12 protein-coding genes are annotated in these 15,570 nt (G+C 58.1%); 11 read left to right on the forward strand and 1 reads right to left on the reverse strand.

Translation table 11 applies throughout. The annotated features are described in order from the left end of the window. The first annotated feature begins 38 nt into the window (after nucleotides 1-38). The 9 genes from ACYZTR_RS13920 to ACYZTR_RS13960 all read left to right on the forward strand — a co-directional run bounded on the left by ACYZTR_RS13920 (nucleotide 39) and on the right by ACYZTR_RS13960 (nucleotide 11,028). The gene (locus ACYZTR_RS13920) at nucleotides 39-380 is read left to right on the forward strand and encodes a cupin domain-containing protein (protein ID WP_461971704.1); all 342 of its coding nucleotides are present in this window, start codon (nucleotides 39-41) and stop codon (nucleotides 378-380) included. A gap of 60 nt (nucleotides 381-440) precedes the next feature. Then, nucleotides 441-1,526, forward strand: coding sequence for a polyamine ABC transporter substrate-binding protein (locus tag ACYZTR_RS13925; RefSeq protein ID WP_461971706.1), 1,086 nt, complete (start codon nucleotides 441-443; stop codon nucleotides 1,524-1,526). A 184-nt stretch (nucleotides 1,527-1,710) separates the two neighbouring features. Then, complete coding sequence (locus tag ACYZTR_RS13930; protein WP_461971707.1) at nucleotides 1,711-2,139, forward strand: hypothetical protein; 429 nt, start codon at nucleotides 1,711-1,713, stop codon at nucleotides 2,137-2,139. A 385-nt stretch (nucleotides 2,140-2,524) separates the two neighbouring features. Then, on the forward strand, nucleotides 2,525-3,982 hold the full coding sequence (locus ACYZTR_RS13935) for a serralysin family metalloprotease (protein WP_461971709.1): 1,458 nt from the start codon (nucleotides 2,525-2,527) through the stop codon (nucleotides 3,980-3,982). 68 nt (nucleotides 3,983-4,050) lie between these two features. Then, nucleotides 4,051-4,473 carry an AprI/Inh family metalloprotease inhibitor gene (locus tag ACYZTR_RS13940; protein WP_461971711.1) on the forward strand — a complete coding sequence of 141 codons (423 nt, stop codon included), beginning with the start codon at nucleotides 4,051-4,053 and terminating at the stop codon, nucleotides 4,471-4,473. A 156-nt stretch (nucleotides 4,474-4,629) separates the two neighbouring features. Beyond that, nucleotides 4,630-6,399: a type I secretion system permease/ATPase gene (locus ACYZTR_RS13945; RefSeq protein WP_461971713.1), complete on the forward strand. Its 1,770-nt coding sequence runs from the start codon at nucleotides 4,630-4,632 to the stop codon at nucleotides 6,397-6,399. A gap of 11 nt (nucleotides 6,400-6,410) precedes the next feature. After that, the gene (locus ACYZTR_RS13950; RefSeq protein WP_461979722.1) at nucleotides 6,411-7,745 is read left to right on the forward strand and encodes an HlyD family type I secretion periplasmic adaptor subunit; all 1,335 of its coding nucleotides are present in this window, start codon (nucleotides 6,411-6,413) and stop codon (nucleotides 7,743-7,745) included. A 2-nt stretch (nucleotides 7,746-7,747) separates the two neighbouring features. Beyond that, nucleotides 7,748-9,112: a TolC family outer membrane protein gene (locus ACYZTR_RS13955; RefSeq protein WP_461971715.1), complete on the forward strand. Its 1,365-nt coding sequence runs from the start codon at nucleotides 7,748-7,750 to the stop codon at nucleotides 9,110-9,112. Between the two features lie 62 nt (nucleotides 9,113-9,174). Beyond that, on the forward strand, nucleotides 9,175-11,028 hold the full coding sequence (locus tag ACYZTR_RS13960; protein WP_461971717.1) for a polyurethane esterase: 1,854 nt from the start codon (nucleotides 9,175-9,177) through the stop codon (nucleotides 11,026-11,028). 53 nt (nucleotides 11,029-11,081) lie between these two features. Here the strand turns inward: ACYZTR_RS13960 and ACYZTR_RS13965 are convergent, their stop codons facing one another. Continuing rightward, nucleotides 11,082-11,306 (reverse strand): YgdI/YgdR family lipoprotein, encoded by a 225-nt coding sequence (locus tag ACYZTR_RS13965; RefSeq protein ID WP_461971719.1) that lies wholly within the window; start codon nucleotides 11,304-11,306, stop codon nucleotides 11,082-11,084. Nucleotides 11,307-11,562: 256 nt separating this feature from the next. Here ACYZTR_RS13965 and ACYZTR_RS13970 point away from each other — a divergent pair, with 256 nt between their 5' ends. Both ACYZTR_RS13970 and ACYZTR_RS13975 read left to right on the forward strand, forming a co-directional pair. After that, nucleotides 11,563-13,179 carry a VRR-NUC domain-containing protein gene (locus ACYZTR_RS13970; protein ID WP_461979724.1) on the forward strand — a complete coding sequence of 539 codons (1,617 nt, stop codon included), beginning with the start codon at nucleotides 11,563-11,565 and terminating at the stop codon, nucleotides 13,177-13,179. Beyond that, nucleotides 13,176-15,455, forward strand: a complete 2,280-nt coding sequence (locus ACYZTR_RS13975) for an ATP-dependent DNA helicase (RefSeq protein WP_461971721.1) — start codon at nucleotides 13,176-13,178, stop codon at nucleotides 15,453-15,455. The genes ACYZTR_RS13970 and ACYZTR_RS13975 overlap by 4 nt, the downstream gene beginning before the upstream one ends. Nucleotides 15,456-15,570: the final 115 nt, after the last annotated feature.

Below are 15,570 nucleotides of genomic sequence, written 5' to 3' on the forward strand. Positions count from 1 at the left end.
GCGCTCTTCATCTATCGGCTCAATCGACAGGTACTCCCATGAGCATCACGCAATTCAAGAACACTGCAACCCTGAAGCTGGAAGCGTCGAACCCGGTCGCCGTACCACTGGGCATACCCGTGGCGGTGGCCTCGACCACCAGTGTTGAGCGCGACGATGGCGTCGAAACCGGCGTCTGGGAATGCACACCCGGGCGCTGGCGGCGACAGATCATCGCCCAGGAATTCTGTCACTTCATCCAGGGACGCTGCACCTTTACCCCGGATGACGGTGAAACCCTGCACATAGAAGCCGGCGATGCACTGATGTTGCCAGCCAACAGCCTCGGCACCTGGGATATCCAGGAAACCGTGCGCAAGACCTACGTTTTGATTTTTTGATCCTCTGATTGCCTGCCAGCTTTCCAATAAAAAGAATACAAACCAAACAGGAATCGACTCATGATCCGAAAGACACTGACTCTGGCTCCACTGGCGCTCATCGCATCCCTCAGCCACGCGACCGAGACCGTCAAGATCTACAACTGGTCGGACTACATCGCCCCGGACACCACCAAAAACTTCCAGAAAGAAACCGGCATCGCGTTCAGCTACGACGTCTTCGACAGCAACGAAACCCTCGACGGCAAGTTGATGACCGGCAAATCCGGGTACGACGTGGTATTTCCGTCCAACCACTTCATGGCGCGGCAGATTCAGGGTGTGGCGCTGAAGAAACTCGACAAGAGCCAACTGCCGAACTGGAAAAACCTCAACCCGGCATTGCTCAAAGCGTTACAGACCAACGATCCGGGCAACGAACACGGCTTCCCGTACCTCTGGGGCAGCACCGGCATCGGTTACAACATCGCCAAGGTCAAGGCGGTGTTGGGTGATAACGCGCCGGTGGATTCCTGGGACTTGATTTTCAACCCCGAGAACATGAAAAAGCTGCAGAAATGCGGCGTCGCCATCCTCGATAACGGCCCCGAGCTGTTGCCGGCGGCACTCAACTACCTGGGCCTGCCGCATCACAGCAAAAACCCTGAAGACTACAAAAAAGCTGAAGCGCTGCTGATGAAAGTCCGTCCGTATATCAGCTATTTCCACTCGTCCAAGTACACCAGCGATCTGGCCAACGGCGACATCTGCGTGGCCGTCGGCTTCTCCGGTGACATTCTGCAAGCTGAAAAGCGCGCGAAAGAAGCCAAGAACGGCGTCGACATCGGCTATGCGATTCCCAGGGAAGGCGCCGCCATCTGGTTCGACATGGTGGCCATGCCGGTAGACGCCCCGGACGAAAAGGCCGGCTATGCCTTCATGAACTACCTGCTGCGCCCGGACGTCATGGCCAGCATCAGCAACTACGTGCACTACGCCAACGGTAACGAACAGGCCGACAGCTTGATCGACCCGGCGATCAAGAATGACACCAAGGTCTACCCGAGCGCGGAGATGATGGGGAAATTGTTTGCGCTGGAGGCGATGCCGCTGAACATCGATCGGATTCGTACGCGGGTTTGGAACAAGATCAGGACGGGGAGCTGACGAGATGGGTCGGGCGGTGCACGGGCTAAGGCCCGACCTTTTCGTTCTGGCTAGAGCAATCGTGATAAGAAACCTGTTTTTTATACCTGTCATTTGTAACAGGTGCCTAGCGTTAAAATTTATCGTTATATACCAGGGCAGGGAGTGCAAATCTGCGCTTCCAATCGATTGAAGGAAATTTCTCATGTCCGGCATCACAGAGCAGACAGGTAAAAATGCTAATACGGGAGTCATTGAGGGAACGGTGAAAAACCGTCACACCGAGACCGAATATTCGTTCAGAACCGAAGGCACCTGGCGCGATGAGCAGAACGGTACGCTCCGATTTCATGGCTCCATGAAGGATCCCGAGGGTGAAAGTAAGTATATGCAGGTCAGTCTGCAGCTCAGCAAAAGTGATCAGCCTGCCGGTTCCATTGCAGTGGGTGACCCAAAAATTTTGCATCTGGCCCTAATAAAAGGAGAACCGGGCGAGCAGGTGTTTAAGGCCATTTCGGGTGAGGTGACGCTTGAACGCCACCCCGAAAACGCCGTCAAGGGACAACTCACATTCACAACAAGCACCAGAGTGTTCATTTCCTACGATGTCGATGTGACGTTTCAATTTGAATGACCTGTGAGTCAAGGGGGCAGCCACATCGGATGCTTCCCTTCTATCTTCCCAACTAATGGCACCTGCAATAGCATTTTTAGACTCAGCCTTGAAATTGAGACACACCTAACAAAACCCAACCTACCTGAATTTGATTTTTTACATAGCCGATTGTCAGACAATCCCCCTCGAAACCCTCAACTACAAATAATATTTCGACAGCACAAGCAATGTTTCCGGGTAGTTGCTGGAACAACTCAATTTGAAGTCAAAAAAAATGTAGACGTTTGATTTCAAATTGTGTCAGTTTTCTTTCGCCTTCATTGGGCGAGTGATAGGACGATCTCGCCAGAGATTGTCGCTGTCTGACAAAAAACTGTTCATAGCAAAACAAGGAAGTGTGTTTATGTCGAACGTAAAAAACAACGCTATTGACTCCGCCGAACAGGCGTTCCAGCCACTGCAAGCATTGGCGGCATCCAGTTCTGCGTTCAACCAGATCAATAGCTTCAGCCATCAATATGATCGGGGTGGCAACCTCACGGTCAATGGCAAACCCTCCTTCTCCGTCGACCAGGCAGCGACCCAATTGCTGCGCGATGGCGCTGCCTACCAGGACAAGGACGGCAGCGGCAAAGTCGAACTCACCTACACGTTCCTCACTTCGGCGTCGTCGAGCACCATGAACAAGCACGGGATTACCGGGTTCAGCCAGTTCAGCGCTCAGCAGAAAGGCCAAGCCGTGCTGGCCATGCAATCCTGGGCCGACGTGGCCAATGTCACGTTCACCGATAAGGCCACGGGCGGCGACGGTCACATGACCTTCGGCAACTACAGCGGCGGCCAGGATGGCGCGGCGGCTTTCGCCTATCTGCCAGGCACGGGTGCGGGTTACGACGGTTCTTCCTGGTACCTGACCAACAGCAGCTACACGCCAAACAAGACGCCGGACCTGAACAATTACGGCCGGCAGACCCTGACCCACGAAATCGGTCACACCCTGGGCCTTGCCCACCCTGGCGACTACAACGCCGGCGAGGGCGCTCCGACCTACAACGACGCGTCCTACGGGCAAGACACCCGCGGTTACAGCGTCATGAGCTACTGGAGTGAAAGCAATACCAGCCAGAACTTCAGCAAGGGCGGCGTCGAAGCCTATTCGTCCGGCCCGCTGATGGACGATATCGCGGCCATCCAGAAGCTCTACGGCGCCAACACCACCACCCGTACCGGTGACACCACTTACGGCTTCAACTCCAACGCCGGTCGCGACTTCCTGAGCGCGTCTTCGTCGTCGGACAAGGTTGTGTTTTCGGTGTGGGATGCGGGCGGCAAGGACACGCTGGACTTCTCCGGCTTTACCCAAAACCAGAAGATCAACCTCAATGAAGCCTCGTTCTCCGACGTTGGCGGCTTGGTGGGTAACGTTTCCATCGCCAAGGGCGTCACCCTCGAGAATGCCATCGGCGGTTCGGGCAACGACCTGCTGATCGGCAACAGCGTGTCCAACGAACTGAAAGGCGGTGCCGGTAACGACATCCTCTTTGGCGCGGGCGGTGCGGACAAGCTGTGGGGCGGCGCCGGTTCGGACACCTTCGTGTTCGCAGCCAGCAACGACTCCAAGCCAGGTGCATTCGACCAGATCCTCGACTTTGTCAGCGGCCTGGACAAGATCGACCTGACCGGCATCACCAAAGGCGCAGGCCTGCACTTCGTGAACTCGTTCACCGGTGCGGCAGGCGATGCGGTGTTGACCTCTTCGGGCGGCAACAGCCTGTTGTCAGTGGACTTTTCCGGTCATGGCGTGGCTGATTTCCTGGTCAGCACCGTGGGCCAGGCGGCTTACTCCGACATCGCTGCGTGATGTGAGGTGAAAAAGGAGGGCAGCGCAGACGCGCTGCTCTCTGCCCCTTGAGATGAGTAAAGCGCCTTATGATCCATAACGGCTTCACCTGCAGAACAACCGCGTGGCTATTGGCGACGTTCATGATGTTTTTTGGAGATTTAGCCATGGCGAGCAGCCTGAAATTAGCAGACCCCTCGGAGCTGGCCGGCAAATGGCAGGCGACCCTGATCGCCAAAGAGGACTCGCCAGCGTCCCAGTTATTGCAGGACAAACCGTCAAACGTGTGCACCCTTGAACTTCAAGTAAACCAAACGCTGGGCGAGGGTGCCAAGTGCCTGAGTGCCTGGCTAAGCGAGCAAACATTCGGTTGGTTTACGGAGCCTGACGGCATTGCAATCACTGGGCCTGAAGGCTCAAAAGTGCTGTTTTTCAGTCGGCATCGTGATGGGTTTTATCAAAGCACGTTGAAATCCGGGTTGATCATTACGCTCCAGCGAGACGTGCATTAAGTCCAACGCCCACCAAGAGCGTTATAAGCCGCAGATCAATAATCGAAACGCTTGGTCGACGACATAGAGTTGTTATTGAAGTGTAAGCGGCACTTGAAAATAAGATTAAACAGACCTCGCCAGGTATGGCGAGGGATAACACCTCAGGAAGAATCCATGAAGATGGCAAAGAGCCCGGCCACCGCACCTTTAATTAAGGCCTTGGGCGACTATAAGAGCATTCTGATTGGCGTCGGTTGTTTTACCGCACTGATTAACGTGCTGATGCTGGTTCCGTCGATTTATATGCTCCAGGTCTATGACCGCGTATTGTCGTCGCAAAACCAAACAACGCTGGCCATGTTGTCATTAATGGTCGTCGGGTTTTTTGCCTTCATTGGCTTGCTGGAGATTGTGCGCAGCTTCATCGTCATTCGCGTCGGCAGCCAACTGGAGCGACGCTTCAATTTGCGGGTCTATCAGGCGGCGTTCGAGCGCAACCTGTTCAAGGGCGAAGGCAACGCCGGACAGTCGTTGGGGGACCTGACCCATATTCGCCAGTTCGTCACCGGCCCGGCATTGTTTGCCTTCTTCGATGCGCCGTGGTTTCCGATCTATCTGTTCGTGATCTACCTGTTCAATGTCTGGCTCGGCGTGTTCGCGACGGTGGGCGCGGTGCTGTTGATCGGCCTGGCTTGCCTCAACGAGACCATGACCAAAAAGCCCTTGGGCGAAGCGGCAGGGTTTTCCCAAAAATCCAGCCAACTGGCCACGAGTCACCTGCACAACGCCGAAACCATTCAGGCCATGGGCATGCTCGGGGTGTTGCGTAAACGTTGGTTTCAGGTTCATTCACGTTTCCTCGGCCTGCAGAATCAGGCCAGTGACACCGGTGCCGTCATCAGCTCTTTGAGCAAAACCCTGCGCCTGTGCCTGCAATCGCTGGTGCTGGGTCTTGGCGCCTTGCTGGTGATCAAGGGTGATATGACGGCCGGGATGATGATCGCCGGTTCCATTCTGATGGGCCGCGTCCTGAGCCCTATCGATCAGTTGATCGCCGTATGGAAACAGTGGAGCGGCGCCAAACTTGCCTACCGCCGTCTCGACGCTTTGCTGCAAGCCTATCCGCCCAGTGACGAAGCCATGGCGCTACCCGCGCCCAAAGGCCAGATCAGCTTCGAGCAAGTCAGTGCCGGCCCGCCGGGGCAACGCGCGGCGACCCTGCACCTAGTCAATTTCAGCCTCAGCGCGGGAGAAGTGATGGGGGTGCTCGGGGCGTCCGGTTCCGGTAAATCGACCCTGGCCCGGGTGCTGGTTGGCGTCTGGCCAACGCTTGGCGGGACGGTGCGGCTCGACGGCGCGGACATTCATCGCTGGAACCGCGACGACCTTGGCCCTTACATCGGCTACTTGCCTCAGGACATCGAACTGTTCAGTGGCAGCATCGCCGAAAACATCGCCCGGTTTCGCGAGGCGGATCCGCAAAAAGTCGTTGCAGCCGCGCAGCAGGCCGGCGTTCACGAACTGATCCTGCGCATGCCTCAGGGCTACGACACGGTGCTCGGCGAGGACGGCAGTGGACTGTCCGGTGGCCAAAAACAGCGTGTGGCTCTGGCGCGCGCCCTGTATGGCAATCCGAGTCTGGTGGTGCTGGATGAACCCAACTCCAACCTCGACACCGTAGGTGAATCGGCACTGGCTGGCGCCATTGCACACCTGAAAGCCCGGGGCACCAGCGTGATTCTGGTCACCCATCGCTCTTCCGCGCTGGCCCAGGCCGACAAATTGCTGGTGCTCAGCGAAGGTCGTTTGCAGGCCTTCGGCCCGAGCCAGGACGTGCTCAAGGCACTCTCCGGCGCCCAGGAACAACAACGTGAAAAAGCGGCGCCGGGTGGGCTCAGCATGAGCCGGCAGTATCAGGCCTCGACAGGGAATTCGGGTGTATGAGCAGCGCACAGATGGACAGTCAAAACGAAGCGACGATGGAACACGACTACATCGCTGAACGCCCTGAGCGCGACGCGCGTTTCTTCGTCCGCATGGGCTGGATACTGGCGATCGTCGGCGCCGGCAGTTTCTTCACTTGGGCCAGTCTCGCGCCTCTTGACCAAGGCATTCCCGTGCAAGGCACGGTCGTGGTGTCGGGCAAGCGCAAAGCCGTGCAATCGATGAGCAATGGCGTGGTCAGCCAGATTCTGGTGCGCGAGGGCCAAGTGGTGAAGCAGGGCCAGCCTTTGTTCCAGCTCGACCAGACGCAAGTCGCCGCTGACGTGCAATCACTGCAAGCGCAATACCGCATGGCCTGGGCCAGTTTGGCGCGATGGCAGAGTGAACGGGACAACCTCAGGCAGGTAAATTTCCCCACTGAACTGAGCAACGATCCCGACCCACGCCTGGCGTTGGTCCTCGAAGGCCAGCGGCAGTTGTTCAGCAGTCGCCGTGAAGCGTTTTCCCGCGAACAGGCCGCCTTGCGGGCCAGTATCGAAGGCGCCAGCGCGCAACTGGCTGGCATGCGCCGCGCCCGCACTGACCTGACTGCCCAGGCCGGCTCTCTGCAACAACAGCTGAGCAACCTTCAGCCCCTGGCGGATAACGGCTACATCCCGCGCAATCGGTTGATGGAATACCAGCGTCAGCTGTCGCAAGTTCAGCAACAATTGGCGGAAAACACCGGCGAAAGCGGCCGGGTAGAGCAGGGCATTCTAGAATCGCGGCTGAAACTGCAGCAGCACATCGAGGAATACCAGAAAGAAGTCCGCACCCAACTGGCCGATGCGCAGTTGAAAAGCGTAACGCTGGAAGAGCAACTGACCTCCGCCGGGTTCGATCTGCAACACAGCGAGATCATCGCCACCGCCGATGGCATCGCGGTCAACCTCGGGGTTCACACGGTGGGCGCGGTGGTGCGTCAGGGCGAAATTCTGCTGGAGATCGTGCCTCAGGGGACGAGTCTGGAGGTGGAAGGGCACCTGCCGATCAACCTGGTCGACAAGGTCGGCACGCACTTGCCGGTGGACATTCTGTTCACGGCGTTCAACCAGAGCCGCACGCCGCGCGTCCCCGGCGAAGTCAGCCTGATCTCTGCCGACCAGATGATCGACGAAAAAACCGGTGCGCCGTATTACGTGCTGCGCAGCAGCGTCAGTGACCAGGCCATGGAAAAACTCAACGGCCTGGTGATCAAGCCCGGCATGCCAGCGGAAATGTTCGTGCGCACCGGTGAACGTTCCCTCCTCAATTATTTGTTCAAACCGCTGCTCGACCGGGCAGGTTCCGCGTTGACCGAGGAATAAGGATGTTCCGCAGTATGAATAAGCTTTCCATGCTCGCCGCAACCCTGGCGTTGCTGACCTGCAACAGTGTGCTGGCCATGGGGCCGTTCGAGGTCTACGAACAAGCGTTGCGCAACGATCCGGTGTTTCTCGGCGCCATCAAAGAACGCGATGCCGGCCTTGAAAACCGCGCCATCGGCCGCGCCGGGCTGTTGCCGAAACTCGGTTACCACTACAACAAGGGCCGTAACACCTCCAAAGTGACGTACTTGAACGATCGCGGTCGCAGCCAGAGTGATGATCGTAACTACAGCAGTTACGGCTCGACCCTGACCCTGCAACAACCGCTGCTCGACTACGAGGCCTACGCGGCATATCGCAAAGGCGTGGCGCAGTCGCTGTTCGCCGATGAAAACTTTCGTGGCAAAAGCCAGGAGATGCTGGTTCGGGTGCTGGAGAACTACACCAAAGCACTGTTCGCTCAGGATCAGATCGACATTGCCCAGGCCAAGAAAAAAGCCTTTGAGCAGCAGTTCCAGCAGAACGAGCAGATGTTTCGTCAGGGCGAGGGCACACGCACCGACATCCTTGAGGCCGAGTCCCGCTATGAACTGGCCACGGCCGAGGAAATCGAAGCCCGTGATGAGCAGGACGCGTCGTTACGAGAACTGGGCGCGCTGATTGGCGTGCCGGCGATCAACATCGGCGACCTGGCGCCGCTGGACCAGCATTTCCAGACCTTCGTCCTGCAACCGGCCAATTACGACACCTGGCACGAGTTGGCCGTGGCCAACAACCCCCATCTGGCCTCCCAACGCCAGGCCGTGGAAGTGGCGCGCTACGAGGTTGAACGCAACCGCGCCGGGCACCTGCCCACAGTCAGTGCCTACGCCTCAGTGCGACAGAACGAGTCGGAAAGCGGCAACACCTACAACCAGCGTTACGACACCAATACCATCGGCATCGAAGTCAACGTGCCGCTGTATGCCGGTGGCGGGGTCTCGGCCTCGACGCGCCAGGCCAGCCGCACGATGGAGCAGGCCGAATACGAACTGGACGGCAAGACCCGGGAAACGCTGATCGAGCTGCGTCGGCAGTTCAGCGCCTGCCTGTCGGGCGTGAGCAAACTGCGGGCCTACCAGAAAGCCCTGGCTTCCGCCGAAGCGCTGGTGGTGTCGACCAGGCAAAGCATCCTTGGCGGTGAACGCGTCAACCTCGATGCGCTGAACGCCGAACAACAACTTTTCACCACCCGCCGGGACCTGGCCCAGACACGTTATGACTACTTGATGGCCTGGACCAAGTTGCATTACTACGCCGGAACCTTGAGCGAGCAGGACCTCGCCAAGGTTGACGAGGCGTTCGGTCAGGGCCCGAGGATTCAATAACGCCTGAAAGATTGCAGCTCAAACCATCTCTGACAATTCCAACAAAGAGAGAGGTAATACCCATGGGTGTGTACGACTACAAAAACCTCGGCACAGCAGATTCCAAAGCGTTATTTACCGACGCGATGGCAATCACGCTGTATTCCTATCACAACCTCGATAACGGCTTTGCCACCGGCTATCAGCACACTGGCTTCGGCCTTGGCTTGCCGGCGACACTGGTCACGGCGCTGATCGGCGGCGCCGACTCCCAGGGTGTCATCCCCGGGGTTCCGTGGAATCCCGATTCGGAAAAAGCCGCGCTGGGCGCGGTGCAGAAAGCCGGCTGGACGCCAATCACGGCTTCGCAACTAGGTTATGACGGCAAGGTCGACGCACGCGGAACGTTTTTCGGCGAAAAGGATGGCTACACCAGCGCTCAGGTAGAAATCCTCGGCAAGTACGACGCGCAGGGTCATCTCAGCGAAATCGGCATCGCCTTTCGCGGCACCAGCGGGCCCCGGGAAACCCTGGTCAGTGATTCAATCGCAGACGTGATCAACGATCTGATGGCAGCGTTGGGGCCGAAGGATTACGCCAAGAACTACGTCGGCGAAGCCTTCGGCGAACTGCTCAGTAATGTTGCGGCATTTGCCCGGGCCAATGGCTTGTCGGGCAAGGACGTGCTGGTCAGCGGCCATAGCCTCGGTGGGTTGGCGGTCAATAGCCTGGCGGATCTGAGCAACGACAAATGGGCCGGGTTCTATCAGGGTTCCAACTACATCGCCTACGCCTCGCCGACCCAAAGCAGCACGGACAAAGTGCTCAACGTCGGTTACGAAAACGACCCGGTGTTCCGTGCCCTCGACGGCTCATCGTTCAACCTGTCGTCGGTGGGCGTGCACGATGCCCATCAGGATTCGGCGACCAACAACATCGTCAGTTTCAACGATCACTACGCCTCGACGGCGTGGAACGTGCTGCCGTTCTCGATCCTCAACATACCGACCTGGATCTCGCACTTGCCCACCGGTTACGGCGACGGCATGACCCGAGTGCTGGAGTCGGCGTTCTACGACCTCACCAGCAAAGACTCGACGATCATCGTTGCCAACCTGTCGGACCCGGCGCGCAGCAACACCTGGGTCCAGGATCTGAACCGCAACGCCGACACCCATAAAGGCAGCACCTTCATTATCGGCAGCGACGGCAACGATCTGATCCAGGGTGGCCAAGGCAACGACTACCTGGAAGGCCGCGATGGCAACGACACCTTTCGCGACGGTGGTGGCTACAACATCCTGTTGGGCGGCAAGGGCAACAACGTGCTGGACTTGCAGCAGTCGGTGAAAAACGTCGACTTCGCCAATGACGGTGCCGGCAATCTGTACATCCGCGACGCCAAGGGTGGCATCAGCATTACCCGCGACATCGGCAGCCTCGTGACCAAGGAGCCGGGGTTCCTATGGGGGCTGCTCAAGGATGACGTATCCCACAGCGTCACTGCCGAAGGCCTTAAGACGGGCAACAACCTGACTCAGTACGCGTCAACGGAGAAGGGTGGCGCTGGCGCCGATACGCTCAAGGCTCACGCGGGCGGCGATTGGCTGCTGGGGGTGGACGGCAACGATCATTTGATCGGCGGCAAGGGTGACGACGTGTTTGTCGGTGGGGTGGGAAATGACCTGCTGGAGTCGGGAGGCGGGATCGATACCTTTTTGTTTAGCGGCGCCTTTGGTCAGGACCGGGTGGTTGGCTATCAGGCCAGCGACAAACTGGTGTTTCTCGGGGTTCAAGGGGTGGCGTCGAACGACGACTATCGGGCGCATGCCACGGCGGTGGGGCACGACACGGTGCTGACGTTTGGGGGGGATTCGGTGACATTGGTCGGGGTGGGATTGGATAGTTTGTCGAGTGCGGGGATTGTTATTGCCTGAGGGTGATGTGACGCTTCATCGCGAGCGAGCTCGCGATGAACGTTACGTGGAATTCAGTCTTCCTGCCGAATCGTGGTCACTTCATCGGCATTGACCTTCACTTTTGCCCCGGAAATATCTTCGAACTCAAAGAAGCCATCCTTGGTCTTGGTTTTCGGCGCGTCCTTGGTCAAATACTGGGTGCCGTTCTGCAGCGTCACTACCGTTGGCGTCGAGCAACCCGCCAGGGCCAGAAAGGCCGCTACCGCCAGGGGCAAGCCCAAAGTCTTGATATTCATAACCACCTCTCATCCTTCAAAAAACAGCGCGACTGTCGCGAACGAAATCAATCATCACTGCACCTCTAACGCGGTTGGTGTGATGGATCGGCAGAAAGTTCATAGACACCCGGAAAATACCGATAGCGCCGCCGCTTATCCTTTTCCGTTTGCACCAGGCAGGGCGTAGCTGGTATCTGTACGCATAACCAGTACTCGCTCGCCATGGCCTTTTTTTCCTGTGACAGCAAATCCTCTCGACGATCCGTTCTATTACATGAACAACTTCATGCAAGTGCTTGATTGGCTTGAGCATCGCTATGCCGATGTGTTGAGTGTCGAAGAGCAACACTTCATCCGCGACTTCAATCGGTTGCCCCGTGAGTCCAGGGCGCTGCTGGTCAGGATGGTGATGCGCAAGGGGGAACACTTCAGGGCGAGCAAGCTGCATTACCTCGAAATCGGCGACACCGCCATTGCCGCCGGCCCATTGCTGGCGCTGGGCTGGATCAATGAGCAATTGCCGATGCCGATCGAGGTGCTGTTCGAGGTGTTGCTAAAGGCAGAAATTCTTCAATGTTTTGGCCCCACCATCGATCAGCCCAAGGGAAAAAAGACCGATTGGCTGCCGGTACTGAGCGAGCGGTTTCCCCATAATCAAACCTTCGGCCAGTGGTGCCCGTCGCTGGATGACCGATTGTTCAGCCTGACCATCATGGGCCTGTGCGACCGGCTGCGTTTGATGTTTTTCGGCAATCTTTACCAGGATTGGTCCGAGTTCGTGCTGGCTGACTTGGGCATCTTTACCTATGAAAAAGTCGAGTTCTGTGCCGATTCCCGAGGCCTGCGCAGCCGTGACGACGTGGATGCCTGCCTCTTCCTTCATGAGTGTCAGCAGCATTTCGAGGCCGGCGATGCAGTGCAAGGCATTGTCGAGCAGATCAACGGACTGGCGCTGAGCAATCCCTGGCTGCAACGACGTCGCGGCAAACTGTTGTTCCAGATCGGTCAGCATTGCGAGCGCCTGGCGGATTTCTCGACTGCCCTGATGATCTACCGCGAGTGTGCCTATCCCGGCGCGCGACTGCGGTTGATTCGGGTGTTGGAGCGCTGCGGTGAATATCAGCTGGCCATGGACCTGGCCGTCGCGATAGAGCAATCACCGGAAAGTGCCGCCGAACAGCAACAATTGGCGCGTGTGCTGCCCAGGCTGCGGCGCAAGCTGGGCGGGCCGGCGATGAAGCGCGTATCCCCACGGGCGATGCTGCGCCTGGACTTGCACCTGCCCAGAACCGACCCGGCGTTGTCCGTGGAGTATTACGTTCAGGCGCATTTGGCGGAAGATTCGGCACCGGTGCATTACGTCGAGAACAGCCTGGTCAACTCGCTGTTCGGTCTGCTGTGCTGGCCGGCGATCTTCGCACCGTTGCCGGGGGCGTTTTTCCACCCGTTTCAGCGTGGGCCGGTGGATTTGCTCAATGAAGACTTTCACGCGCGCCGCGCGGAGCTGTTCCAGGACTGCCTGGCTGAACTCGATGATGGGCGTTACCTGCAGACGATTCGTGAACGCTATGCCAGCAAGTGGGGCGTGCAGTCGCCCTTTGTGTTCTGGGGTGTGTTGAGCGAAGAGTTGCTGGATCAGGCACTCGATTGCCTGCCGGCCGAACACCTCAAGCACTGGTTCAATCGACTGTTGTTGGACATCAAGGCCAATCGCGCCGGTATGCCGGATTTGATCCAGTTCTGGCCGCAGGACAAAACCTACCGGATGATCGAAGTCAAAGGCCCCGGTGATCGTCTGCAAGACAATCAATTGCGCTGGCTCGAGTTCTGCCATGAACACCAGATGCCGATTGCCGTCTGTTACGTGCAATGGGCGGAGCAGAGCGCTTGAGTTACAGCATCGCGGTGCGGGCGCTGTGTGAATTCACCGCCAAGGTCGGTGACCTCGACCTGCGTTTTACGCCCTCGCCGACGGCGCTGGAAGGTATCGTCGGGCACCGTACGGTGGCGTCCCGACGCAGCGAGGGCTACCAGAGCGAAGTCGCGCTTGAAGGCCTGTATCAAACGTTGAAGGTAAAGGGCCGGGCCGACGGTTACGACCCGGTGCAAAACTGCCTGGAAGAAGTCAAAACCTATCGCGGCGACTTGAGCAAGCAACCCGCCAATCACCGTCAGTTGCACTGGGCGCAGGCGAAGATTTACGGCCGGTTGATGTGTCAGAAACTGGAGCTGGCGCAGATCAATCTGGCCCTGGTGTACTTCGACATCGTCAGCGAAAAGGAAACCTGCCTGGTCGAGGCGTTCAGCGCCGTCGAACTGGGGCTGTTCTTCGAAGACCATTGCGCCTTGTTTCTGCACTGGGCCGAACAGGAAATGGCTCATCGCGCAGGGCGTAATCGGGCCGCACAACACCTGGCGTTTCCCCATGCCGACTTTCGCCCCGGGCAACGTCATCTGGCGGAATCGGTGTTCAAGGCCGTCAGCATCGGTCGTTGCTTGATGGCCCAGGCGCCCACGGGGATCGGCAAGACGGTCGGCACGCTGTTCCCAATGCTCAAGGCCCTGGCGCCGCAGCAACTGGACAAGGTGTTCTTCCTCACGGCTAAAACCCCGGGGCGCAAACTGGCGCTGGACGCCGCGCAGGTGATCCTTGAGAGCGCCGACGCGCCGCCCTTGCGGGTGCTCGAAATGATTGCCCGGGACAAGGCCTGCGAGCATTCGGACAAAGCCTGTCACGGCGAATCCTGCCCGCTGGCCCTGGGGTTTTATGATCGCTTGCCCGCCGCTCGCCAGGCAGCCAGCGAACTGAGCCTGTTGAACCAAAGCGCATTGCGCCACGTCGCTCTGGAACACGATGTCTGTCCCTACTACCTGAGCCAGGAAATGGCCCGCTGGGCAGACGTGGTGGTCGCCGATTACAACTATTATTTCGATTTCAGCGCGCTGCTGTTCGGGCTGGCCCAGGCCAATAACTGGAAAGTCGCGGTGCTGGTGGACGAAGCCCACAACCTGGTAGAGCGCGGTCGACAGATGTACAGCGCCAGCCTCGACCAATCCACCCTCAACGGCGTACGAAAAACCGCGCCTGAGGCGTTGAAAAAACCCTTGCAGCGGGTCAACCGTGAGTGGAATGCCTTGCATAATCTGCAACTCGGCGCCTATCAGGCCTATGACAAGGCTCCGGAAAAACTGCTCCAGGCGTTGTCGTCGTGCAGTGCGAGCATCGGCGACTACCTGAACGATCATCCTCAAGGCCTGGACGGGCCGTTACAGAACTTCCATTTCGACATGCTGCAATTTTGCCGCGTGGCCGAACTCTTCGATGAACAGTTCCTGTTCGACATCAGCAAGCGCGACCTCGATTGCAAGCGCAACCTGTCGCAGCTGTGCCTGCGCAACGTGGTGCCCGCCGGTTTCATCCGCCCGCGCTTGACGGCTGCCCGCAGCACCGTACTGTTTTCCGCGACCCTGAGCCCTCGCCACTACTATGCCGATCTGTTGGGTACGCCAGCGAACACGGTGTGGATAGACGTCGAATCGCCGTTCCATGCCGACCAGTTGCAAGTGCACATCGTCAGTCAGATCTCCACTCGGTTCGTCCATCGCCAGTCATCCCTCGCGCCGATCGTCGAGCTGATTGCCCGGCAGTTCAGACAACGTCCCGGAAACTACCTGGCGTTTTTCAGCAGCTTCGATTATTTGCAGCAAGTGGCGCAGTTGCTGGCCGAGACGCATCCCGACATCAATCTGTGGTCGCAGTCCCGGGGCATGGGGGAAGGGCAGCGTCAGGACTTTCTCGATCAGTTCACCATCGACAGTCAGGGCGTCGGTTTTGCGGTGCTGGGCGGGGCTTTTGGCGAAGGCATCGACTTGCCCGGTGCGCGCCTGATCGGTGCGTTCATCGCCACCCTTGGGCTGGCGCAACTCAACCCGGTCAACGAGCAATTGAAACAGCGCATGGCGGCGATTTTCGGCGCCGGTTATGACTACACCTACCTGTTTCCCGGTGTGCAGAAAGTGGTGCAGGCGGCGGGGAGGGTGATCCGCACCCAGCAGGATCAAGGGGTGGTGATGTTGATCGATGACCGGTTTGGCGAAAACAAGGTCAAGCAGTTACTGCCGCGCTGGTGGTCGATTGACCCGAGGCTTCTTCACTCAACCGAGTAGGATTTTTTACTTTAAAAACATCGACATATCTTGAAGACACGCCTATTTGAACAAACGGCGAATTCCCGCTTTATTCAAAGGGCGAGTCATCACGTTCAAACCAATCTTTGATAAG

The sequence above is a fragment of the Pseudomonas sp. Hz4 genome, from assembly GCF_054898165.1.

Bases quoted from the DNA above. Each gene is read 5' to 3' on its own strand.
- ACYZTR_RS13940 (WP_461971711.1), top strand. From the start codon at position 4,051: ATGATCCATAACGGCTTCACCTGCAGAACAACCGCGTGGCTATTGGCG.
- ACYZTR_RS13945 (WP_461971713.1), top strand. From the start codon at position 4,630: ATGAAGATGGCAAAGAGCCCGGCCACCGCACCTTTAATTAAGGCCTTG.
- ACYZTR_RS13955 (WP_461971715.1), top strand. From the start codon at position 7,748: ATGTTCCGCAGTATGAATAAGCTTTCCATGCTCGCCGCAACCCTGGCG.
- ACYZTR_RS13930 (WP_461971707.1), top strand. From the start codon at position 1,711: ATGTCCGGCATCACAGAGCAGACAGGTAAAAATGCTAATACGGGAGTC.
- ACYZTR_RS13970 (WP_461979724.1), top strand. From the start codon at position 11,563: ATGAACAACTTCATGCAAGTGCTTGATTGGCTTGAGCATCGCTATGCC.
- ACYZTR_RS13960 (WP_461971717.1), top strand. From the start codon at position 9,175: ATGGGTGTGTACGACTACAAAAACCTCGGCACAGCAGATTCCAAAGCG.
- ACYZTR_RS13965 (WP_461971719.1), bottom strand. From the start codon at position 11,306: ATGAATATCAAGACTTTGGGCTTGCCCCTGGCGGTAGCGGCCTTTCTG.
- ACYZTR_RS13920 (WP_461971704.1), top strand. From the start codon at position 39: ATGAGCATCACGCAATTCAAGAACACTGCAACCCTGAAGCTGGAAGCG.
- ACYZTR_RS13935 (WP_461971709.1), top strand. From the start codon at position 2,525: ATGTCGAACGTAAAAAACAACGCTATTGACTCCGCCGAACAGGCGTTC.
- ACYZTR_RS13925 (WP_461971706.1), top strand. From the start codon at position 441: ATGATCCGAAAGACACTGACTCTGGCTCCACTGGCGCTCATCGCATCC.
- ACYZTR_RS13950 (WP_461979722.1), top strand. From the start codon at position 6,411: ATGGACAGTCAAAACGAAGCGACGATGGAACACGACTACATCGCTGAA.